This window comes from Anaerolineae bacterium (assembly GCA_016931895.1).
Lineage (GTDB): Bacteria > Chloroflexota > Anaerolineae > 4572-78 > J111 > JAFGNV01.
This window is the reverse complement of sequence record JAFGDY010000208.1, coordinates 11,962-35,772: the sequence shown is the minus strand read 5'-3', so window position 1 is coordinate 35,772 and position 23,811 is coordinate 11,962. Positions and strand designations below refer to the sequence as shown.

Here is a 23,811-nt window from a genome sequence, read left to right as displayed (position 1 = left end):
CCGACGCTATTGCACTTTGTCCACATCCCATGGCCCGGTCCGGAATATTGGCAGATTTTACCGCCAACAATGCGTCAAACCATTCTGGACGGTTTGTGTGCGGTAGATGTTTTGGGTTTCCAGACCCACGACGATGGCTTAAATTTTATTCGCACCTGCGAATCTCTGCTGCCCAGGGCCTACGTTAACTTCAAGCGAGGCCGGGTGTGGTATCGCAACCATGCCACCCATATCCGCGACTTCCCTATTTCTATTGACGTGGAATTATTACAACAATTTGCGGCATCGCCGGACGTGGCCCTCCATCAACCTAAACTGCAAAACATTGTGGGCAATCAGCAATTGATTCTGCGGGTTGATCGGATTGAGCCAAGTAAAAACATCATCCGTGGGTTTCAGGCTTTTGAGGAGTTGCTGGAGCTTTATCCCGAACATCGGGGCCAGGTCAAATTTCTGGCCATTCTGGTGCCGTCGCGATTGGACGTTAACGAATACCAAAATTATCTGGACGAGTTGATGGCTGCAGCGGGACGGGTCAATGCCAACTACGGCCGTAGTGATTGGGAGCCGGTGCGGCTGCTGGTAGGCGAGGATTATTCACGCGCGGTGGCTGCTCTGCAAGTATATGACGTGTTGCTGGTTAATGCCATTGACGACGGCATGAATCTTGTGGCTAAAGAAGGGCCGGTAGTTAACCAGCGCAATGGGGCGCTCATTCTTTCCGAAAGAGCCGGTGCCCAACAGCAGTTGAAGCCGGGAGCCATTATCATTTCGCCCTGCGATATCTACGCCACGGCCGAAGCCATACATCAAGCCCTCACTATGTCTATGGCCGAACGCGCTGAGCGAGCCAACCGCCTGCGTTGGATCATCGAACGACAGGACATTGCCGATTGGTTGTGCCGCCAGTTAGAAACGATTATCCAACTAAACTTGATGAAGGAGGAAACACCTCATGCCGCAGCCCAAGGTAGCCATTCTGCATTACACCGCACCACCCGTAGTGGGTGGGGTAGAGATCGTCATCCAGGCCCACAGCCAATTATTCCTCCAGAACCGGTATCCCCTTACCGTCATCGCCGGGCGAGGTGAGCCGGACGCTTTGCCAGAAGGAACTGATTTTGTCCGGCTGCCGGAAGTGGATTCTCAGCATCCGTCGCTCTTGGACATGAACGAAAAATTGGAAAAAGGTGAAGTTCCGCCCGAATTCGACGGTTTTGTTACGCAAACCATAAAATTGCTAACCCCAATTTTGAATCAATTTGATCACCTCATCGTCCATAACATTTTCACCAAACACTTCAATTTACCGTTGACCGCGGCCTTGCACACCTTGCTAAATGAAGGTAAACTCCCGCTTTGCCTGGCCTGGTGCCACGATTTCACCTGGACCAGCCCGAATTCGCGTTCACAAGTTCATCCCGGTTATCCGTGGGATTTGTTGCGTACGTCCCACCCCGCCCTTACTTACGTTGTTGTTTCGCAACAACGGCAGCAGGCCCTGGCAGCCCTATTTAACTGTCCGCCGGAGCAAATTCACGTGGTTTATAATGGGGTAGACCCTCAGTCTTTGCTGGGTCTGTCTGCCGAAGGGAACGATTTAATAAAACGCTTGGATCTTTTAGCAAGCGATTTGATGTTATTGATGCCGGTCCGGGTGACGCAGGCCAAAAATATTGAGTTTGCCTTACACGTAGTAGCGGCATTAAAAGAACGCGGCTCGCGGCCAAAGTTAATTCTCACCGGCCCCCCGGACCCTCACGACGCTCAAAGTATGGCCTATTTTCGTTCGCTTCAGGATTTGCGGAAAAACTTGGATGTTGAGCAGGAAATGCGTTTTGTGTTTGAGTCGGGGCCTGACCCCGGCGAGGCTTTTTATATTGACCCCCCGGTTGTGGCCGATTTATTTCGGCTCAGCGACATTATGTTCATGCCAAGCCATCGTGAAGGATTTGGCATGCCCATTTTAGAAGCGGGTCAGGTGGGCCTGCCGGTGTTCTGTAGCGCCACTATTCCGGCCGCCCGGGAAATTGGCGCCCCCGATATAATTACGTTTGAACCCACGGCCAACCCGGCCGATGTAGCCGCAGAGATTTTGGCCTGGGCCAACCATAACCCGGTACACCAACTGCGCCGGCGAGTGCGACAGAATTACACCTGGCCGGCCATCTTTAAGCGGCATATCGAACCCCTGCTGGCCCAACCCGGAGACGCCCCCGATGCCGGATAACTGTAACAAACTGAACCGCCGCATTGCTCAAGCAGGGCGCTTGTGGCTGTTTTTGGATTACGATGGCACGCTGGCCGACTTTGCGCCAACGCCGGAATATGTTGAACCGCACCCCGAGGTGGTGGATATCCTCACCACACTCTCTCACCGACCTGAACTGCGGATTGCCGTTGTTAGTGGCCGCAGGCTAAGGCACGTGCAGGCTTTGTTGCCCGTGCCGGGCCTTCTGCTGGCCGGAACCTACGGCCTGGAATTACAAACTCCATCTGGTCAACGGATTGAGCGTTTGTCGTATGACCGTATTCGTCCCGTGTTGGAAAGCCTCAAACCACGCTGGCAGGCTTTGTTAGCAGGGCAGGAAGGTTTCTTTTTAGAAGACAAAGGTTGGTCTCTGGCGTTGCACGCTCGTTTTGCCAATGAGCTTGCCGCAGGCAAAGTTCTCCGCGCCGCCCATTCTCTGGCCCTTGAGGCCGCCTCCGGGGAAATGTTCCGTTTGTTGGGGGGGCATCGTTTTTTGGAGGTTGGTCCCAAACTGGCCCATAAAGGGCGGGCCGTTGAATATCTTTTAGAAAAATATCCCTGGCCCGGCAGCTTGTCCCTTTACCTGGGGGATGACGACAAGGATGAGGAGGCCTTTGAGGTGATTAAAGCCCGGGGCGGGCTAACAATTCTGGTGGCCCAACACCCCCGCCCCGCCAAAGCCGATTGTCGTTTAGAATCGCCGCGGGCTGTTCGGTCGTGGCTCAAAGCCCTGCCTGGAGTTTGGTCTTCATAATCGCCGGCCCTATTCCTAAATTGATTTAAGGTACATCCTGATGATGCCACCCGGTCATGTGGCCGTTACTTGGGGTATAACCGGTCTTCTCCAAAAAAATAATCCGCAACTGGCGCAATTGGATTACCGGCTTCTGGCGGCGTGCGCCCTGCTGCCGGATATTATAGATAAGCCGTTAGCCATGTTGGTCTTTACCCGGGCCGAGACCAGCCAGTTCATTGCCCATAGCCTCATCTTTAACCTGGTGTTGATTGTGCTCGCCCTCCTTTTTTGGAAGCGGTCTGTTCCCTATGTTCTGGCCGTTACCCTGCACCTGCTGGCCGACCGGATGTGGCATCATGGGCAAACCTTCTGGTGGCCCGTTTACGGCTGGAACGTGTTTTGGGCATTCAAGCCGATGAACACTCCGGAAACAATGGTGTCGGTTTATTTGGACCTCTTTATCCGTTATCCCCAGGTATGGGTGATTGAGACTCTGGCGATGTTTGCGCTCGGCTGGTTTGTTTTTTCGCGCCGTCTTTACCAATGGCCCAACTTAAAGCATTTTCTGGTCACCGGGCAAATAAAGTGGGGCAAGCAGAACACCCGGCCCGAAGCGTCCGGCTCTAAATGGCCCTAAAGATCTCTATGGCTTTGCGGCGGAGATACCCCCAGGTAGCCAGCAGGGTGCTTACCAGGGCGGCCACGATCATCAAGGCGAGCATATAGGGCGTAACCAGGGTGTCAAAGGCGGGCACGGTGGGGGTTTCGGCGCTAAATGAGTTGGAGTAGCGGAACACGTAGCCCAAAATAATGCCGGCCACAATGCCGGTGAGGGTGGCGCTCAGGGTCATCACCAGGGCTTCGCTCAAAAACATGCCAAACAGGTGTCGATTCGACGACCCCATGGCCTTGAGCATGGCTATCTCCGCCCGGCGGGTATAGACGGCGATATAGGTGACCACAAAAACGCCAAAAATGGCCAAAATGAAGCTGATGCTGGTCAAAACCAAAATGACCACCTGCCCCTGCTGCGCGTCGGCCTGGATTGACTCGATGCGTTCGGGGGTTGAATTGACGCTCACATTTTCGGTGAGGCCAAATTCTTTGCGCAGTTTGGCGGCAACTTGCCGGATGGCTTCATCGCCTACCTCTTCGGGCAGGCCCAGCAGGCCGGGCCGCAGGTTGGGAGCAGCCATCAGCCGCTCAAAAATAGGATAGGTGGGATCATAGGGGCCGTCCAGCGGGTCGCGCGTCAACTCGCGGAAGGCTGTGGCATTGATAAAAAGGTCTGTGCGACCCTCTTGGGCCGTGGTGCGTTTAGACGTGAAGCCGTTGAATCCGGAGAAACGTCCCAACACGCCCACAATGCGCACAATGCGGGTATGGTCCAGCCCTTCCCCCTTTAAGCGCAGCGTGTCGCCCACCCCCCGCTCAAAATATTCGGATAGCCCTTGGCTGACAATGACGGCGTTGGGGTCGGCCATAACTTCGTCAAAGCTGGCGGTGCTGCCGGCAAGCCACTCAATCCCTTCGGCGTAAGTGATTTCGGCTAGGTTGCCGTCCAGGCCATACACGCGCACGCCCACATTTCGCAGGCCAACGTCGTCCCAAATATTGGTGTTGAACCGATAAGTAACGGCTACATTGGGGCCAAGCGTGCCCTCGGCCCTGAGTTCGGCTAACAGTTCGCGGTTGAAGCGATTTTTAACTTCTGTCGGCGCAGCCTGAACAGGGCCTGGCCCGCCGATTTCTTCCTCTACCTGAACCGCGCCCCATTTGCGGATGATGAGGGGCGCGCCGTTGTTCAGGCGGGTGTCGGTGGCGGTGTTGGCGGTTTCTATGGCCAGGGTGGTGGCAAAAAAGGTGGGCAGGGTGGCGCTGATCACAATCATCAGGCTGATCAAGGTGTTGCGATTTTGGGCGCGCAGAATATTGCGTTGGGCAAAATAGCCCACTTTACCGGCCGCCATTTTGATCAGGCCGATCAATAGCCGCTGTATAGGCAGCGTGACCGGGAAAAAGAGTAAGGCTGTGCCCACAATGAGCAACAGCAGCGAACCAAAAATCAAAACCGCCTGCACCCAGAGCACGCCAAACGTAAAGGCCAGGGGAAAGACAAAAAAGATCAAAACCGGGAAAAAAAGAACAACCGCGCCGCTGCGGAAAATGCGCAAGTCAACCCGCCGCTCCCGCAGTTTGGCCAGGTCGTCCAGGCCCAGGCCCTCGGCGATGCCGGGATTGATGGCGTACATGATCTTGGTGCCGGCGGCGCGTTGAGCCGGGGTGTAGGCGCTGACAACCAGCACAATTGCGGCGGTGGCGATGGATACCACCAACGCTCTCATGGAGACAGGGGGAATATCGGTAATGGGCACATTGGCCTGCTGAGAAATGAACGACACAATCAGGGTATTGTTCAATAATTGCCCGCTGACCGCGCCCAGCCCAATCCCAATCAGGCCCAGCGTGGCTACTTCAACCGCCACCAGGCTAAACAGGTAATGGCGCGGCGCTCCGATAATGCGAAATAGGGCCAGGTCGCGGGTTTGTTCGCGGACGTTGGTCATTACCATAGTGCGCACCAACAGGCCCACCACGCTCAACGACAAAATGCCGTAAACAGATGTCAACGCCTGAAAAAAGATAAAAAACTCAAAAGTGTTGGTAAAAATGGTGGCGCGGGGCAGGGTGTAATCGTAGGTTTCGCCCAATATATCCTGGATTCTTTCGGCCAGCGCGCGCGCCCGAAACGCCGCCGCCTGGGGGTCGTTATTGCTGTAGAGGCTTTTATCAAAAGCAACCACAATCCGTTCGGCCTGGTTTGGCACGCCCAACCAATTCTGCACGTAGGCCAGGTCAACCAGTACACCATCGTTGTCGTCCAGGCCGGTGACGCCCCGTTGCAGGGCAATGGCGCTTACGGTGAGCGTGGTTCTGACCCGCCGGGTGCTGGTATCCGACGCGCTTTCCACGCCTTTTTGGCGCGGCAGGGGCAAGGCGTAGCTGAGGTCAAAGGTATCGCCGGGGCCAAGGCCAAAAGTGTCGGCGGTTTCCTGCAAAACCACGGCATAGCCGGGGCCAAAATTGAGCGTGCCACTGACTACCTCAAACGTGCCCATATCGTCAATCTCTCGATTCAGGGCGATAAATTGGGCACTGCCATGAACAGTTTCGCTCGTTCCTTCTTCCTCCCCGCCGGGTGGAACAGAAGGGGATACGTCTACATCTGCCACTCCCTGAATGCGCGGCACAATCCGCGTTATTTGGGGGTCGCTGCTTTGAACGGCCGGGATGATCCGCGGCACGTCAATCAACAAATTTGGCTCAATCTGCTTTTTGGTGATAACCAAATCATAGTCGCCGGCGCTGTTGCTGATGGTGGCCAGGTAAAAGCGCTCGTAGGTGTCTACCGTGGCGTTGAGGGCAACCAGGGCACTCACGCCCACCAGCAGGGCCAGGAGCATCAAAATGGTGCGGATTTTGTGGCGATTGAGACTTTTGAGAACGTATTTAAGAGTCACGGTTAGCTCTATTGGGTGTTTCGTATGGCGTATTGCGTTTTAAGGGCAATACGCAGTACGGGTTGGAGAGTGAGCCTTGTTCTCACTCAAAAAAATAAATCATTCAGCAGCGAACTTATAAATGGTTGTGGTCTGATATGTTTGGCCCGGTTTGAGCACGGTTGAGGGAAAATTGGGTTTGTTGGGCGAATCGGGATAGTGCTGCGTTTCCAGGCAAAAGGCGTAGCGTTTTTTGTAAACAACGCCGCCTTTGCCCGTGATACTGCCATCCAAAAAGTTGCTGCTGTAAAATTGAACGGCCGGCTCGGTGGTGTAAACTTCCATTACCCGGCCGGTGATGGGTTCCCGCACTTTGGCCGCCAAAATCAGGCTGCCGTCCAAATTATCAAGCACAAAGTTGTGATCGTAGCCGCCGCCAAAACGAAGCTGGTCGTAATCTTCTTCAATCCGGTCGCCAATAACAGTGGGCGTGGTGAAGTCCAGGGGCGTGCCTTTAACGCTGCGCAGTTGGCCGGTAGGGATGAGGGTTTCGTCAATGGGGGTGAATTGAGCGGCGTTGAGCATCAATTCGTGCCCCAGGCAATCCCCGGCCCGGCCCGCGGCCAGATTAAAGTAGGAGTGATTGGTGAGGTTGAGCACTGTATCTTGGTCGGTGGTGGCGGTATAATCTATTTTCAGGGCGTTGTCGTTGGTAAGAGTGTAGGTGACTGTTACCGATAAGTTGCCGGGGTAGTTTTCCTCACCGTCGGGACTGAGGTAGCTCAATTTTAGGCCCACCCCCTCGTTGCTTCTGACCTCTGCGGCAGCCCAAACTTTTTTATCAAAGCCAATATTGCCGCCATGCAGATGGTGCCGCCTGCCTTCATTTTTGGTCAGAGTATATTCAATTCCGTTTAAGGTGAATTTCCCATGATCAATCCGGTTGGCGTATCGCCCGGTGATGCAGCCAAAGTAGGGGCTTTGGGCGAGATATTGCTCCAGAGTATCCAGCCCCAACACAACGTCTTCCAATTTGCCGTCCCGGTCCGGCGCGGTCAAAGAAACAATGATCCCGCCATAAGTAGCGATTTTTGCTTCTAAGCCGTTAGCGTTGGTCAAGGTACAGAGGTCTACGGCCATGCCGTCTGCCGTTTTTCCAAAAGCTTGTTTGCTGATGTTCATGTTTTATCTCCGTTGACATTTGTTTTTTGTTGGCCAGTCTGCAACCTGTATAGTTTAAACGTAGCTAAAATAAATAGCAAAATCAGCGGAATGAATTTGTGATTTTACCCTCTTGCCAATTTGTGCTACACTTTGGGCAGGTTTTTATGAATCATATCTGATTTTACGGAGAAGTAAGAAATGCCTGTTTGTCGAGATTGCCACGGTACCGGCCAAAGAGAAGTAAAAAAAGAAATAACCACCCGTTGCCCTGATTGCGATGGCAGTAAAGTGCTGCCCGACGGCGCCGAATGTGAGCGCTGTAATAAATGGGGCGAAATTGGCACCGGCGAGTTTGAGATTGAAAAGCAATTGTGCAAAACCTGTTGGGGCAGCGGCAAAGTGACCGAGGGTTCGGTAATGACCTGGTTTTTGGTGCGGGCTGTGCCCGCCGCCCTGCTCCTGTTGGGCGGCGGCATTGCCGGAGCGTGGGCTTTGTGGTCGCTTCTGGATAGCCAGCTCTGGGCCGCAATTTTGCTTATTGTAACTTTTGGGGCATGGGGCGGTTTGATCTACTATTTTGTCGGCCAAATGCCGGGGTTGGGTGAGATTTCGGCGATGAACTGGTTTTTGGTGCGGGCCGTGCCCACCACGCTGGTCGCTGTTGGGGCCGGCGGGCCGGCGGCCTGGGCTTCGTGGGCTGTTTTTGCAAACGCCGTTGTTACCTTTCTGCTGCTGATTGGCATATTTGCGGTGTGGGGGGTATTGATGTTTTTCTTTATCAGTAATTTGCCGGAATAGGACGCGCTCTACTTATGTTGAATCAAAAACAGATGGTTAGCCTGGCGGTTGTGGTTTTATTCATCAGCCTGTTGGCCTGCCGCTCAGACGATTTGATTGCGGCGTTCACCACGCCTACGGTAACGCCCACCTTTGAAATGGCCCGGTTTACCACCCCAACGCCAACGCCTGTTTCCGGCGACCTGCTCGCCGACCCCCCCACCGTCCCGACCGCAAATACCCCCTCGGCGATAACGCCCACCCTGGCCAGCGGTTCGCCGGAGGCGGCAAACTTGCCAGAGGCGGCAAACTTGCCGGAAACGGCAACATCCACTTCTGAAGCAGTTGGTCAAACAGAATCGCCGCCCGAAACGCCCTCCGCCACCCCTACGGCTACGCCTAGCCCTCCCCCTCCTCCACCTACCCCCACCGAAACACCTGTGCCTACCGCGCCCCCGCCGGCGGGACGTATCGCTTTTTCCATTGATGACGGCGGCGGCAGTTTTGATATATGGGCCGTGTCATTCCCGGATAAAAAACCGTTCCAGATAATCCAGGGGGCGCGGCAGCCTAATTTTTCTGATGACGGCCGGCTGCTGGTCAATCTTGAAAACAGCGGCTTTGGCAATCACATTGGCATCCTGGATACCAACTATGCCTGGTTGGGTGAAGTGACCGACTCGCCGGATGACGCCTTTCCCTTTTGGAATCCCGACGGCAGCCGCTACGTTTTTTCCAATCCCCGGCGATTGACGGACCCGCTGACCCGCGATCCCCTGCCTCACGTGTTCATCCCCTGCTCGCTGCGCCCTATCTGGGAAGAAGCGGAAAAATGCCGCGATCTCAATACCTTTGGCAAAGTAGCCGTTGGTGAATATCCGGTTTGGACGGATGACGACCGGATCGCGTTTTTTAGTTTCACGGGAGATGATGGGATTTACGTGGTGAACGGGGCCTCGTCGTTGTGGCAATCCGGCGGAGTTGGTTTGCCCCAATTATTGGTTAAAGGCAATGGCCGCCCCAACGATACGGATGGGTTCCAGGTGTTTTTCTCGGCGGGCAGCATTGACCAGAATTGGGAGGCTTACGCCATTGACCTGGACGGCGGTAACCTGGTTAATATTTCCAACAACCCCACCGCCCAGGATGGGCTGCCCACGGTTTCCCCCGACGGCAACTGGGTGGCCTTTTTGTCTGACCGGGACGGCAAATGGGGCATCTGGATTGTGCCGCGCAGCGGCGGCGAGCCGGCCAAAATTGTGGATTACAGCGCCATCAATACCAGCCCCATGCTGTGGGGCCAGGGCGACCGCCATTGGACCTTTGACCGGCTCAGCTGGGGGCCGTAAGCAAACCGGCTCAGGCGTGCAGGGTGCCGTCGGGCATAATGGCTCCGGCCAGGTTGACCCTTTCCACGTTGGCCTCGCTTAAATTTATGCCTTCCAGGCTGGCCTGGCTCAAATCACTTTGACTGACCACCGCCCCGCTTAAGTTCACTTTTACCAGAATTGCCTGGCTCAAATTGGCTTGTTGTAAAACCGCGCCGCTTAAATTAGCTCCGCTGAGATTGGCTTCTTTGAGGTCAGTTTGCTTTAGAATAGCCCCGCTCAGATTTGCGCCCTGCAATTTAGCCCCGTGCAACGTGGCCTTGCTCAAATCTGCGCCGCGCAGATTGGCCCCACTTAAATTGGCTTCCTTGAGATTGGCCCCATCCAGATTGGCCCCCGCCAGGTGAGACGTTACCAAATTGGCGCCCTGAAGATTGGCCCCAACCAGGCTGATTTTGGTCAGGTCAAGGCCCTGTAAATTGGCCTGGCTCAAGTCGGCTTGGCTGAAATCTTGCCCCTTGACCGTTTGATTGGCGATTTGCCAGACCAAACGCCATTTGGGATCAAGCTGCGTGGTCTCATCAATCTCGGCCTGCTGTAAATAGGTTCCGCGCAGGTCGGCCTGGCCAAGATCAGTGCCCCTCAAATCAGTGCCCATGCAAAACGCATCGTGCAAATTGGCCCCGCTGAGATTGGCCCGGTTGAGGTTGGCCCCGCTCAAATAAGCCCAACTCAAATCAGTTTTGCTCAGGTTGGCTCCGGCCAAGTTGGCCCCCTGTAAGCGGGCGCCACTCAGGGTCGCCCCTTGCAGATTGGCCCCGCTCAAATCAACCCCGTCCAGATCGGCCCGGTTGAGGTAGACCCCTTGAAAAAATCTTTCGCCATTTTTGTAAAGAGCGATCAGTGCTTGGGCATCCATAGGCTGCTCCTATTTTATGACCTGCCCTTCGATTGTACAACAATCAAGGCCGACTTTCAACCGGGCCATTGGTCACATTCTCCCCAGGCCCTAAAAGTCTTGGTATTATGTCAAAAAAAATATCCAAACTTCCCCCATCCGTTATTTTCGGTTATAATTCAACTGTCAAACTCCGTTACTGAGGATTCTATGGCTGTTCCGGGTGAATCTGCCTACATCTATGGCCTGCACGACCGGGGTGGCGAACGCTTGATGCTGGCTAACGGCCAGGCCAGGGGCTGGGTGCTGGTTACCGAAAAATTGGGGGCCAATCCCAACGACCAAGGCGGCGGTTACTACCAGGATTTGACCGATCAGGGCTTTGGCGTGCTGGTGCGGCTCAACCACGCTTACGGCTCCGACGGCACCATTCCCCATCCCGGCAAATATCAGGATTTTGCCCAACGGGTGGCCAACTTTGTGCGCCACTCGTCCGGCGCGCACATCTGGATTATTGGCAATGAGATGAATTTGGAACGAGAGCAGCCCCGCCGTCCCGGCACTGGCCAGCCCGAACCGATTACACCCCGTCAGTATGCCGACTGTTACAGGCTTTGCCGGGAGGCCATCCACCGGCTGCCGGGTCATCAAAATGATCAGGTGATAGTGGGCGCCATTGGCCCCTGGAACGCTGAAACCTATTATGACGCTGACCCCCAAGGCAAGTATTCGGCCAACAAGATCCCCAATGGCCCCCAGGCGTTTTGGGGAGATTTTATTAAATACTTGCGGGACATCCTGTTAGCCATTGGGGCTGAAAACTGCGACGGCGTAGCCATTCATGCCTATTCCCATGGCTATCAGCCCCAACTGGTTTTTAACAATGAAAAAATGACCACCCCGCCGGAATTTAGTAAATATTTTTACAACTTCCGCACCTACCGCGATCAGATGAACGCCATTCCCTATCTGTTCAAACATCTCCCCGTTTATCTCACCGAAGCCAATGGCGATCAGGACCCTGGCGGGGTGAGATGGCCCGATGTGAATAGCGGCTGGGTTCAAAACGCTTATCGGGAAATCAATGATTGGAATCAGGCGGGCAACCAGCAAATCCGTTGTATGGTCCTGTATCGCTGGTCGCGCGATGATGAGTGGTATATTGAGGGCAAACTTGGCGTACAAAAAGATTTTAGCGAGGCAATCAAAATGGATTATCAATGGGATCCTTCTGTAGCAGCAGGCATGGCCACCACGCAGTACGATTACCGGACTCGTTTTTTCAATCACAATACCCCCACCAGCGTGCCGCCGGCCCAGACCTTGAGCGTAAACATTACGGTGCAAAACGTAGGCCGACTGACCTGGACCAGCGGCGGCAGCAATCCCTTTCGCCTGGGTTTTCAGTGGTATAACACCGCCGGCCAGATGGTCGCTTTTTCACCTGAATTTGATTTTCACAACCCCCTGCCGGCCGACACGCCCCCCGGCGAAACCGTCACCCTGCTGGCCCGGCTGCGCACGCCCGATACGCCGGGTACGTATCACCTGCGCTGGGATATGCTGCATGAGCAAGTTTCCTGGTTCACCAGCCAGGGCGATGCCGGCTTATTGGTCAGTCCGGTCACGGTCAGCCCGGGGGTGCAAATTGGGCCGACGGTTTCGGCGCAAATCCAGGATGTTAGCGCCCAATTGGCCGGCTTTCCGGCCTCGCAATACCCGCGGCGGGCGCGGACGGCCATTCGCCGCATTATTCTGCACCATACGGCCACGCCGCCCAATGTATCGGTGCAGCGCATTGCCGAGTACCAGGTCAACAATCGGGGGTTGCCCGGTATCACCTATCATTACTGCGTTACCGACCAGGGCCAGATTTACCAGACCCAACCGCTGGAAGTAGTTTCTTCACATGCCGGTAATTTTAGCAACGACAGCATTGGCGTGTGCCTGATTGGCAACTTTACCGATACCACCCCTCCCCAACAACAACTGGACGCAGCCGCAGCCCTGCTGGCCCAACTGGTAACGGAGTTTGGCATTACGGTTGACCAAATTGTTGGCTATAGCGATTTGGTCAAAACCGGCAGTCCCGGTGCCACCTGGCCTACCTGGAAGGGGCCGCTCCTGCAACAAGTGAGCAATCTCATGGCCGGCGGCGGGCCGGTGATTACGCCCACCCCCACCCCCACGCCAACCCCTACCGCCAAACCGATTGAACATTACCTGCTCTTGTGGCATCGCGGGCCGGGCAATTGGGCCGAGTGGGATTTGCGCGGAGCCATGGATTACATTGAAAAATTTGCCCCCACCATTGGCTTTTCTCTGGAAGAGGCCAAATTGGCCCGGTATGTCACCATTGTTGGCGGCACGGGCGGCGTGCCCGCCGACGCCGAACAGACCCTCCTGGCCGCCGGCTGCCAGGTTGAGCGGCTGGCCGGCCCCACCGAAACGGACACGCGCCGCCTGTTGGAGGAGTTGGCAGCGCAGGGCAAGCGGTTTAAAACCTTGCAGTAAACTCACAGCTTTTGGGCTGCCGGTTGCCGGCCGGCCTTAATACAAGGAGATTTCTGATTCCGCTACAGCCGCCAGGCTTCCTACGCTCCACTCGAAATGACATGAGCCGGGAATCCCGTACAGGTGAATTCCCTCCCTGACGATTATATGCGCCCGTCGTTTGTCGTTCGTCTTTGGTCGTTGGTCATCCCCTCTCGCCTCACGCAAATTGGCCTCATCAAAATTCCCCTGATTGGCCCGTTGACAAAGGGAGTTTCTTGCCGTATAATCTTCGGCATTGTCGTCATTTTTCAAAAAATATACGAAACTATGGATGATTTTCCGAATGTTAGACGAAATTGATCGCCAAATCGTCTCCTTGTTGCAAGAGGATGGCCGTCTTTCCAACGCAGCCCTGGCCGAAAAAGTAGGATTACCTGCCTCCACGGTTTACGAGCGGGTCAAAAAATTGGAAAAGAAGGGGATCATCAAAGGTTACATGGCCGTGGTCCGGCCCGAAGCTTTAGGCAAGCCCATTATGGCCTTTATCCGTCTGACTTTAAGTGCTGTCTCGGCGGATTATCTTGAATCAAAAAATAGCGTGAGGCATATCTGCCGGGCCGAGCCGGACGTATTGGAGTGTCATGGCGTGGCCGGTGAAGATTGTTACATTTTAAAGGTGCGGGCGGCCAGCCCGCGAGATTTGGAAAAGCTGATCGAGCGTATCCGCTGCAATGCGCAGGTTTCCAGAACAACCACCAGCATTGTGCTTTCCACGTTTAAAGAAACTACAAAGATAACGCCCGGCTTGCCGCCCGATTCCTGATCAACGGTGAAAGCAGGGGGGCAAAAATACACCGGCGCTTCAGCCATTCAGCAAGTTGCGATCCGGCGCGTTAGCGATTTAGCCAACACTGAACCGCCGCCGTAAAGAATTCACAATTAATATTTCACCCTTCACTATTTTTTGGGGAGTCAAAAATGGGGTTTAGAAATTTTCTGTGGTTGATATTTTTGGCCTGTTTGTGGGGGCCTTCTTTTTTGTTTATTAAAGTAGCCGTGGGCGATATTCCGCCCATTACTCTGGCCATGAGCCGGGTGGGGATAGCCACGTTGCTGCTCTATGCCGTTTTGCGTGGGCAGGGGAAAAATTTACCCGGTCCGGGCCGGATTTGGAAACATTTTGCCGTGGTTGGTTTTTTCTCCAATGCCCTGCCCTTTGTTCTTTTTAGTTGGGGCGAACAATACATTGATAGCGCCCTGGCTGCTATCCTTAACGGCACTACGCCTCTCTTTACCATCATCCTGGCCCACTTTTTTACTGCCGATGACCGTATGACGCCGGTAAAAGTGATGGGCACTCTGGTGGGTTTTGCCGGTCTGTCGCTGCTGATTTCGCCGTCGCTGTGGGGCGGCGTGCATGCCACCACCTGGGGCTTGTTAGCCATCACTATGGCGGCAGCCAGTTATGGCATTGGCCTGGTTTATGTGCGCCGCCATTTGCGGGGTTTGCCGCCCCTGGTTGCACCCACGGCCCAATTGGCCGTGGCCACTATTTACCTGCTGCCGCTGTCGCTGCTTATTGAAAAACCTTTCCGTCACCCCCTGCCCTCGTGGCCGGCGGTGGGATCGTTGCTGGGCCTGTCCGTTTTAGGCACGGCCATAGCCTTTATTATTTATTACCGCCTTTTAGAAAGAACCAGCGCCACCTACGTGTCTATGGTCACCTATCTGGCGCCCTCCATTGGGGTGGTCTTGGGGGTCGTTATCCTGAACGAACAATTGGGGTGGAGCGCTTATGCTGGCTGCGTATTGATTTTAGTGGGGGTGATGGTGGTCAATGAAATCTTCAAGAGTATAGGCTGGCGCCGGCCCGGCAATGTGGCGGTGAGGCCGTAAAAGCTATCGCTATTGTTTCTGGATCACCACCCAGGCTGTGTATGGCCGGTCGGTGTGGATTTCAACGGAGGCGTTGAGAGGCTGGAACATCGTTTTGATCTCGTGGGGCGCATAAAAGTGGCTGCGCATCAGGGCCAATTTTTCGGCCAGGGCAATCAGTTTGACCGGCCAGGTTTCGATGTTGGGTTCTTCAATGACCAGCCGCCCGCCGGGAGCTAACACCCGCCAGAGTTCAGCCGCCGCTTCGCGCTGATTACAAAAGTGGTGAAAAGCGTCCACTACCAAAATGCGGGCAAAACTGGCCTCGGCAAAGGGAAATAGCTCGGCGTGGGCTTGCAGGGGCGCAAGCCCCTTTTTTTGAACAGCCTTCCCCAACATCCCACTGGATATATCGGTTACCACAATTTGGCCGGCCAATCCGACCAACTCCTGGGCCACCCGGCCGGTGCCACCGCCGGCATCTAACAGGCGGCCTGCGGTGGGCAAAGCCAGGAGTGTTTTTAATCGGGTCAGGTCTTTGTGGTTAAAAACACGGTCGTAAACCGGGGCCAGCAGAGAAAAATGGTCAAAGTCCATAGTTCCTCTCTCTGGCCGCCACCGGGACCCGCACTAACTGGCCTTCTTCGTCCTCCTCCACCCGGTACAAATCATCTATGCTGTCCAGCCGGTCAATAAAGAGGATGCCCTCCAGGTGGTCTATTTCGTGATGCACCAACACGGCATCAAAATCCTCAAAAATGCGGTCAAAGGGTTTGCCATATTCATTCAAACCCTTAACCCGTAAATAATGGGGGCGGGTGGTTTCGGCAAACAGGCCGGGAAAACTGAGACAACCGTCAAAGTCTTTTTGGGGGTCGCTGGCCTCGATGATTTCGGGATTAACCAAGGCTATCGGCGGGTCCGGTTCCTGGCCGTTTTCATTACGACTGCCCAGGCGCACCACCACGATGCGTTGGTGAACGTTGATCTGCGGGGCAGCCAAACCAATGCCTTCGGGATGCACCGCCAGGGTGTCCTTTAAATCCCTGATCAATTTTTTTATCCGCCGGTTGACCACCCGCACTGGCTCGCTTTTTTTGCGCAGGGCGGTTTCATTTTTAGCGTATAATACAATGTCTCTAACAGCCATTTATTGCTCTCCCTATCACGAGTCAGGCCCCTCTACAGTTAAGCTTAACGGCTCAGTAATACGACCAACGACGAACGACCAATGACCAACTTTACTTGTTCGTCATTCGTCGCTCTTTTAGGTCAAAATGTGACCTGGCCTGAATAAACAAATATCCCAGATATTGTATCACGCTCCGGGTATGAATAGAAATTGAAGGTAATGACGCCATTGGCGGGGGATGATTTATCCACAGGGCAAGCCCGGTTGTCCACAATAATATTTAATTTATCCACAGAATGGTTGGCTTTATCCACATGGTTATTATCCCTGGTTTGCGGGCAAAGGTGAGCCTATTGGGTGGCTTGCATTGTCACCAGGCGCACGCCCTGCCGGTGCACTTGCCGGAAATTCGCTCCTTGACTGACCGCCCTGAGTACGGCCGGTATATTTTCAACCACCGAGCCGGATAAAAGGTCAACCTTATAATCAAACAAAATAGGCGAAAGAGGGGTGGTGGGGCCTAGCACTAACACCAGAGCTTCCGGGCGACAGAGGGTGATTAATTTGGCAAAGGTGTGATTGATCAAAGTTGTGCCCGTGATAGCCACCACGTCGGCCTGGGGGATCACTTCTGAGGCGGCACTGGCCGGCAGGTCCGCGCCCTGGGGAACCTGTTCTAAAACCCATAAGGTGTCTACCTGCTTCTGTAATTGGGGGATAAAGGGGAAATGCCCCACCAGGGCCACTCGTTTCCCTGCACCGTGTTGGGCAATCACTTCTGCGGCATTGCGGTCTACCCAAAGCTCCGGTTGCCGGGGCAACAGGGCGTTGAGAGTGGCCAGGCCAATGGCCGCTTCCATGGATTTTTGAGAGCAAGCCCATTCGGCCAACTCTCGAGCGCTATATTCCGTTAACCGGCCGGCATGGGACACGTCCGGCCCCTCTCGGTGATGATGGTTTTGATCACGCATTGTTGACGCCAACCCACAGCCCAACTTCCCGGCGCTATCAACCACTACCGCCGTCCAGAAGGCGCCAACGCATATTTCCTGAATCTTGCCATCCGGCAGGGTGTTAATCAAATCTTCTATAAGCCCCATGTCTAACTGCCCGCCATTCCTCTAAAATTCACTGTTGTTGACTTTGAATGATAAACTTCAACGGTGTCTGTGTCAAATATTGTTGATACGTTCTCCCCAATTTAGCTCCAAATAAACAAGCGTGTTAAAATATCTCAGCCGGTTGGTTGTAATTAGCCTGCCTCGTTCAGTTTGAATAAATGCTGCGTACACTGTCTTCCGTCTACGCAACACGTCTTAAAAAACACCCGGCAGAATTACGCACAATGGGTCGTTATCTTTGCCGGTTTTTATGAAAAAGGAGCACACCATGGTTGACGTCCAAGAACAGATCGAGCGCCGCCGCAAACGCGCTACTGAAGATATTGCCGCTATTGAAAACAAAGGCAGCCAGCCCGTTTATAGCCTTTTTGACGTGACCTCACAATCCAAACAAACCTACCGGGTTCAGATTCGCTCTTTAACGGATTTGCTCAATAGTTGCTCCTGCGCCGATTATAAAACCAACTTGTTGGGCACTTGTAAGCATATCGAAGCGGTCCTGCTCCACCTCAAAGAGAATCTGGGCGATCAGTGGGACGCAGTAGCCGCCCAACGGCCGCCTGTATCCCAAATTTTTCTGCACCACGCCGAAGAAACCACCGTGCGGATCACCCTCCCCCTGCCGGAAAAATCAGCCTTGCGCGAAACCCTGCATCGTTATTTTGACGCCGACGGTCTGCTCACCGGCTCGGTCACCAAAACCCTACCCGCCCTGCTGCAAGACATCGAGGCTCTGTCCGCCGCGCAACGCGACTCTATTCAAATCACGCCCGAAGTATACAGTTATTTAGAGCGCCTGCAAGACATTGAGGCCATTCAACGCCAGAAAGAATGGTTCACAGAGCAAATCGAGCGTGGCCAGCGTTCCCTCAATCTGCTTTCCACGCCCCTTTATCCTTACCAGGAGCAGGGCGCTATGCACCTGGCTTTTGGCCGCCGGGCCATGCTGGCCGACGATATGGGCTTGGGTAAAACCGTGCAGGCCATCGCCGCCAGCAGCCTGCTCAACCAATTGCGCGACATCCAGCGAGTGTTGGTTGTTTGTCCTGCCTCGCTCAAACACCAGTGGGCGCGCGAGATCAAACGATTCACCTCTTTTCCCGCGGAGGTCATCGAAGGCGACCTGACCACCCGCCGCAACTCCTACCACAACCCGGCTTTCTTTAACATCATCAATTACGAATTGGTGCTGCGCGACGAGGAAGACCTGCGCAGCCTGCGGCCCGATCTCATCATCCTTGACGAAGCCCAGCGCATTAAAAACTGGCGCACCAAAACTGCCGACGCCGTCAAACGTTTGCGCAGCCCCTACGCTTTTGTGTTGACCGGCACGCCGTTGGAAAACCGGCTGGACGAACTCTACAGTATTTTCCAATTTATTGACCCCAACATCCTTGGCCCGTTGTGGCGGTTCAATCAACGTTTTTTCCAGGTAGAGCGTCGCTCCTCCGGTTCCTACAAAGTGCTGGGCTACAAAAATTTGGAAGAACTGCGCCATGAAATCTCGCCCTATGTGCTGCGCCGGGTGCGGGATGAAGTGTTGAAAGACCTGCCGGAACGGATTGACAGCAACTTTTTTGTGCCCATGACCGACCCCCAGTGGAAAGCCTACGACGAATACCGTAACACCGTGGCCAAACTCATTGCCACCGCCCGCCGCCGGCCCTTAACGCCCAAAGAGCACCAAATCCTGCTTGGCGCGCTGGTCAAAATGCGCCTCATCTGCAACGCCCTGGCCCTGCATGATCCTCACCTGCCGGAAAAAGAGCGCGAAAAAACCTCGCCCAAGCTGCAAGAATTGGCAGAAATCCTCGACGACGAAGTGGCCAATAACGGTCACAAGGCCATCCTCTTCAGCCAGTGGACCACCATGCTCCACCTGACCTATCCCGTGCTGAACCGGCTCAATCTGGGCCACGTGACCCTCAGCGGTGACGTGCCCACGCCCAAACGCGGCGCGCTGATTGAACGTTTTTTTAACGACGACCAGTGCAAAGTATTCCTCTCAACTGATGCCGGCGGTGTGGGCCTGAATTTGCAGGCGGCCAGCCTGGTCGTCAATCTTGATTTGCCCTGGAATCCGGCGGTGCTCGACCAGCGCATTGCCCGCGCCCATCGCCACGGCCAGCCGCATACGGTCAACGTCATCAACTTGGTGGCCAAAGGCACCATCGAGGAGCGCATGCTCGATACCCTGGCCGCCAAACGTGACGTTTTTGCCGGAGTTTTTGGCAGCGAAGAAGCGCCCGATTCCATCACCTTCCACGATACCGGCCAGAGTTTGATGCAAAAGCTGGATGAAATGTTGGGCGCGCCGCCGGTGGAAGTGAAGGTGGACCTGGCGCCCAAGGCCGCGCCGGAGCCGGCAGCCACGCCAACCCTGCGCGCCTTTGCCGATTTACTGGTGGGCCATTTCCCTGGCCGGATTATGCTGGTGCGCCGCGCGCCTCACCTCCCCGGCGCTCAAGCCAACGGCAACATTTTGGTGGTGGTTGACAAAACCCCTGCCGATTTGCGGCCCCAGATTGAGAAACTGTTAACCCAACATTTCAGCGCAGACGAGTCGACCACAATCCCCGGCCTGCACCTGATGGAACAAGAAGGTTATCGCGCCTTGTTGGCCCTTACCGGCGGAGCCATCGAACAGCCCGGCCCCCAGGCCGAAGGCGATCTCTACCGCGCCCCCTCTATGCCCGCCCCGGCTGCCGTCCGCGAAGCCGATACCCGCCGCCTGCAAAAAGCCCGCGAAGGTCTGGATACCGCCGGCAAACGCCTGCAACTGGCCCGGGTGGTGTTGCAAGGCGGTTTTCCAGAAGAAGTGATGCGCCCCATCCACCAGGCCCTGGGTTGGGCTTTGACCGCTCATTTGACCCTGGTTAAAGACCGCGAACCCGGCCCCGAGCTGCCTTCGCCGCGCCTGGTGCAAGCTGAATTGGTGGAAAGCAAACGGATTGACGAAAGCCTGGCTGCCCGCCTGGCCCATGTCCGCGAATTGACCGCGCCGCCCGGCGACGAGGAAGAAGCTCCGCCGCCTTCAATTGAAACCGCCGAAAACCTGATTGAGACGGTACAGGATTTGGTCAACAAAGGTTACGAGTTGGTGGCGGAGGCGGGATTGTGATTTGAGAGTTTATTGCTTTGGCCAGGACCCCTTCCGACCAATGACAAACGACCAACGACGAACGGTAAAAATTGGTCATTGTTCGTTCGTCAGAATGATCGTTCGTCGTTGGTCATTGGTCGTCTGTTTATGGCGTCATTTGGCTTGAGCGGTGAGTAGTTACTTTAAAGATTGATTACTGATGACGATCCACCTTTACCTGGCCCCGGCCGGACGCGGCAAAACCGCCTATACCCTGGAGCGTATCCGCCAGGTTCGCGTTGCTGACCCCCTGACCTCTATTGAGGTTATCCTCCCCAACCAGGCCCAGGTAAACGCCTTCCGCTACCGCTTGAGCGCCGCTGGGGGTGCCCTGGGCGTGCAGTTACAAACCTTTTACGGCCTCTACGCCGAAATATTGGCCTGGGCCGGTAAACTGGAGCCATGCCTGCCCGAACCCGTGCAATATCACCTGTTGCGCAGCATCGTCACCCGGCTTACCGATGAAGGCCGTTTGTCTTATTATGCCCCCCTACGCGATAAACCGGGTTTTGTAGTGACCCTGCGCTCGTTGGTGGAAGAACTCAAACGGGCCGGCATCCGGCGGGAGGCGTTCCGCCAGGCCATCCAATCGCTGCCCCATCAGCAACCCCGCCTCACCGAATTGGCCGACATATACGCCATCTACCAGGATTGGCTGCTCGATTACCGCTGGGCCGACACGGAAGGCCGGGGCTGGCTGGCCGCCCTGGCCCTGGAACGCCAGCCCGATTTAGGACGCCACCTGCGCTTGCTCATTGTTGACGGCTTTGACGAATTTAATCCCACCCAGTTAGACGTGCTCAAATCTTTGGCCCAACGCGCCGCCGAAACCATCATCACCTTAACCGGCGACCCGGCCACAGCTTTCGCCTCCGCCGGAACCGCTGCCCGCCCGGCTTTGCGCCGTTTTACCCGGGCCTTGCAAGCCGTCAGCGAAGCCTTAAAACTTGAGCCGGAACCGCTGCCCCAAGAATCTGTTTCACCGTCTCCGGCTGCGCTGACCCACCTGGAAGCGAACCTTTTTAATCCTCACGCCGCCCCCTTAAAAGCAGAACTTGCCCAGACAAGCGTCACCTTTGTCGAAGCCCAAAATCGAGCCGAAGAAACCCGCGCCGCCCTGCGTTGGCTGAAGGCCCGCCTGGTCAGAGACCGGCTGGCCCCCGCCGATGTGGCCCTGATTGCCCGTGATTTGACCCCTTACTCTCCCTTTATTGAGGAGGTAGCGGCTGAATTTGGTTTGACCCTGCGTCTCCGGGAGCGTTTGAACCTGGCCGCCAATCCCGCAGTGGCGGCGCTGCTCTCGTTGTTGGCGCTGCCTGCCCAAAGTGATAGTCTTGACGGTAATTGGCCTCGTCGTCGGATGGTTGACGCCTGGCGCAGCCCCTATTTTGAAAACCTGGCCCCCGGCGTGGGAACTCCCCATGCCGACCATCTCGACGTTGTCGCCCGGCGGGGATTGGTGATCCGAGGCCTTGATCAATGGCGGGAAGCTTTGCAAGCGCAAGTGTCTAAACACTCAAACCTTGAAGCGCGAGACGACGAAGATGCCCTTTCCGCCGGTCAGCTTCTCCACACCCAAGCCCTGGCTTTGCAACAGGCTTTTGAGGCCTTTGTGGGCCGTCTCACGCCGCCCCCCCAAACCACCCTGCGCCGGTACGCCGCTTTTGTGGAAAACCTCATCGGCGATGACCCAAAATTGGAAATTGATACCCTCTCTCCCTCAAAAGGAGAAGCAAAAAGTCTTGGTCTCGTCAACCGCGCCAGGGCCGTATCAGCCACAGCCTTCCGTGATATTGCGGCTCTGCGCGCTTTCAAAGATGCGCTGCGCGGCTTGGTGCTGGCCGAAGCGTCGTTGCGCCAGAGTTCATCCTCTCCCAGCCCGCCTGAGATCACATATGATCAATTTTACCAGGAACTGCAAGGCGCGGTTCAGGGCGCTACCTACGCCCTGCCCCCGCCCGACCCCCCGGAGGCGGCCCTGCCGGTGCTGTCGGCGTTGGACGCGCGGGGATTATCGTTCAAGGCCGTGGCGTTGCTTGGCCTGGCCGAAGGCGAATTTCCCCGGCCCGAACGGGAAGACATTTTGCTGCGCGAAGAAGATCGCCGCGCCCTGCGCCTGGCCGGCCTGTCTGCGCTGGAAAATCGCCTGCGAGGCGATGAGATCACCCTTTTTTACCAGGCCGTGACCCGCGCCCGGGAAAAGCTGTTCCTCTGCCGCCCCTACCTGGCCGACGACGGCCAACCGTGGGAGCCGTCGCCCTATTGGTCGCAAGTGTACGGCTTGTTTGACCAACCGCCGCCGGAACACATCCGGCCGGAAGCCCCGCCGGGTTTAAGCGAGTCGGCCTCGCCGCAAGAGTTTGTGCAGGGCGGTTTGGTGGCCCAACTTGAACCGGCCGAGTTTGACCAGGGTGAGCAGAAATTAGCCGCCGCCGCCGCCCGAACCGTTCAGGGGGTGGCTGTGCTGCAAACCCGCCTGGCCGTTGCACCGCAAGGTCCTTTTGAGGGGGATTTGTCTGCTTTGTCCAACCGGCTCACGGCTGTTTACGGCCCTGAACACGTGTGGAGCGCTACCCGTTTGGAGGCCTATGGCCTTTGCCCGCACCATTTTTGGCTATGGTTAGATTTGGGCCTGGAATTGCGCCGGGCGCCGGCCGAGGGCTTCGACGTGTTCATCCTGGGCAGTATGTACCACGAGATTTTGGAAGAGGTCTACCGCCGGGTCGCCGATACTCCGGCGGATAGTGAACATTTACTGGACCTGTTGCCTGCGGTGGCCCAAGAAATTTTTGATAAAGCTCCGGCTGTATACGGTTTCCGGCCCACAGCTTTGTGGGCCGTGCAGCGGCGCGAATTGGAACAAATCATGGCCAAAACCCTGGCCGCTTTGGCCGAAGTGACCGCCCTCAATACGCCGTTGGCCCAGGAGCAGACCTTTGGCCTGAAAGATGAACCGCCTTTGGTGGTTCAACGTGACGGAGATGAGTTTAGAGTGCGCGGTTTCATTGACCGGATAGACCAAACCGCCGATGGCCGTTTGTGTATCATTGATTACAAATCAGGCGCTACCCCCATCGTTGCCCGTGACCTGGTGGAGGGGCGTCGTTTACAAATTGCCTTTTATGCCCTAGCTGCTCGCCAGGCGCTGCACCTGGGCGACATTGCCGATGGTTTTTACTGGCACATCGGCTCGGCCAAAGCCAGCAGCCTCAAGCTTGAAAAATTTGAGGGCGGCGTGGCCGGGGCGCTCAACACAGCCATCAATCATGCTTTTAAGCATATCGCCGGAGTGCGGGCCGGTTGGTTTGCGCCCTTGCCGCCGCCCGCCGGTTGTCCCGGCCACTGTCCGGGAGTTAAATTTTGTTGGCAGTATCAGGCCAAAGGCTGGTAG

General features: G+C 55.6%; 16 protein-coding genes. 10 read left to right on the top strand and 6 right to left on the bottom strand.

What is annotated here, in order from left to right; translation table 11 throughout:
* Window positions 1-955: 955 nt before the first annotated feature.
* Genes JW953_15295 through JW953_15285 form a run of 3 tightly spaced genes read left to right on the top strand, consistent with a single transcriptional unit; the run spans window position 956 to window position 3,624 of the window.
* Window positions 956-2,230: a glycosyltransferase family 4 protein gene (locus JW953_15295; GenBank protein MBN1994061.1), complete on the top strand. Its 1,275-nt coding sequence runs from the start codon at window positions 956-958 to the stop codon at window positions 2,228-2,230.
* Window positions 2,220-3,005, top strand: coding sequence for a trehalose-phosphatase (otsB, locus tag JW953_15290; protein MBN1994060.1), 786 nt, complete (start codon window positions 2,220-2,222; stop codon window positions 3,003-3,005). Before JW953_15295 ends, otsB begins: the two co-directional genes overlap by 11 nt.
* 40 nt (window positions 3,006-3,045) lie before the next feature.
* The gene (locus JW953_15285; GenBank protein ID MBN1994059.1) at window positions 3,046-3,624 is read left to right on the top strand and encodes a metal-dependent hydrolase; all 579 of its coding nucleotides are present in this window, start codon (window positions 3,046-3,048) and stop codon (window positions 3,622-3,624) included.
* Here JW953_15285 and JW953_15280 read toward each other — a convergent pair.
* Together JW953_15280 and JW953_15275 are read right to left on the bottom strand one after the other, a co-directional pair.
* Window positions 3,611-6,508 (bottom strand): ABC transporter permease, encoded by a 2,898-nt coding sequence (locus tag JW953_15280; protein MBN1994058.1) that lies wholly within the window; start codon window positions 6,506-6,508, stop codon window positions 3,611-3,613. The two genes, JW953_15285 and JW953_15280, sit on opposite strands and share 14 nt — an antisense overlap.
* A gap of 99 nt (window positions 6,509-6,607) precedes the next feature.
* Window positions 6,608-7,669 carry a galactose mutarotase gene (locus tag JW953_15275; protein ID MBN1994057.1) on the bottom strand — a complete coding sequence of 354 codons (1,062 nt, stop codon included), beginning with the start codon at window positions 7,667-7,669 and terminating at the stop codon, window positions 6,608-6,610.
* Window positions 7,670-7,849: 180 nt separating this feature from the next.
* Between JW953_15275 and JW953_15270 the strand changes: the two genes are divergently transcribed.
* Together JW953_15270 and JW953_15265 are read left to right on the top strand one after the other, a co-directional pair.
* A complete protein-coding gene (locus tag JW953_15270) occupies window positions 7,850-8,449 on the top strand; it encodes a hypothetical protein (GenBank protein MBN1994056.1) in 600 nt (199 codons plus the stop codon).
* Window positions 8,450-8,463: 14 nt separating this feature from the next.
* Window positions 8,464-9,777, top strand: a complete 1,314-nt coding sequence (locus JW953_15265) for a PD40 domain-containing protein (GenBank protein ID MBN1994055.1) — start codon at window positions 8,464-8,466, stop codon at window positions 9,775-9,777.
* Between the two features lie 10 nt (window positions 9,778-9,787).
* On the opposite strand, the gene JW953_15260 is transcribed toward JW953_15265, so the two are convergent.
* Window positions 9,788-10,675: a pentapeptide repeat-containing protein gene (locus JW953_15260; GenBank protein ID MBN1994054.1), complete on the bottom strand. Its 888-nt coding sequence runs from the start codon at window positions 10,673-10,675 to the stop codon at window positions 9,788-9,790.
* Window positions 10,676-10,864: 189 nt separating this feature from the next.
* Here JW953_15260 and JW953_15255 point away from each other — a divergent pair, with 189 nt between their 5' ends.
* The 3 genes from JW953_15255 (at window position 10,865) to JW953_15245 (ending at window position 15,046) form a co-directional block, all read left to right on the top strand.
* A complete protein-coding gene (locus tag JW953_15255; protein ID MBN1994053.1) occupies window positions 10,865-13,168 on the top strand; it encodes an N-acetylmuramoyl-L-alanine amidase in 2,304 nt (767 codons plus the stop codon).
* Window positions 13,169-13,493: 325 nt separating this feature from the next.
* On the top strand, window positions 13,494-13,973 hold the full coding sequence (locus JW953_15250; protein MBN1994052.1) for an Lrp/AsnC family transcriptional regulator: 480 nt from the start codon (window positions 13,494-13,496) through the stop codon (window positions 13,971-13,973).
* Between the two features lie 155 nt (window positions 13,974-14,128).
* Window positions 14,129-15,046 (top strand): EamA family transporter, encoded by a 918-nt coding sequence (locus tag JW953_15245; protein MBN1994051.1) that lies wholly within the window; start codon window positions 14,129-14,131, stop codon window positions 15,044-15,046.
* 9 nt (window positions 15,047-15,055) lie between these two features.
* On the opposite strand, the gene JW953_15240 is transcribed toward JW953_15245, so the two are convergent.
* From JW953_15240 to JW953_15230, 3 genes are all read right to left on the bottom strand, one after another.
* The gene (locus JW953_15240; protein MBN1994050.1) at window positions 15,056-15,622 is read right to left on the bottom strand and encodes a class I SAM-dependent methyltransferase; all 567 of its coding nucleotides are present in this window, start codon (window positions 15,620-15,622) and stop codon (window positions 15,056-15,058) included.
* Window positions 15,612-16,175, bottom strand: coding sequence for a peptide deformylase (gene def / locus JW953_15235; protein MBN1994049.1), 564 nt, complete (start codon window positions 16,173-16,175; stop codon window positions 15,612-15,614). Before def ends, JW953_15240 begins: the two co-directional genes overlap by 11 nt.
* Before the next feature lie 332 nt (window positions 16,176-16,507).
* Window positions 16,508-17,257, bottom strand: coding sequence for a DUF364 domain-containing protein (locus JW953_15230; GenBank protein ID MBN1994048.1), 750 nt, complete (start codon window positions 17,255-17,257; stop codon window positions 16,508-16,510).
* Between the two features lie 289 nt (window positions 17,258-17,546).
* Here JW953_15230 and JW953_15225 point away from each other — a divergent pair, with 289 nt between their 5' ends.
* Window positions 17,547-20,399 (top strand): DEAD/DEAH box helicase family protein, encoded by a 2,853-nt coding sequence (locus JW953_15225; protein ID MBN1994047.1) that lies wholly within the window; start codon window positions 17,547-17,549, stop codon window positions 20,397-20,399.
* Window positions 20,400-20,580: 181 nt separating this feature from the next.
* Window positions 20,581-23,811 (top strand): PD-(D/E)XK nuclease family protein, encoded by a 3,231-nt coding sequence (locus tag JW953_15220; GenBank protein MBN1994046.1) that lies wholly within the window; start codon window positions 20,581-20,583, stop codon window positions 23,809-23,811.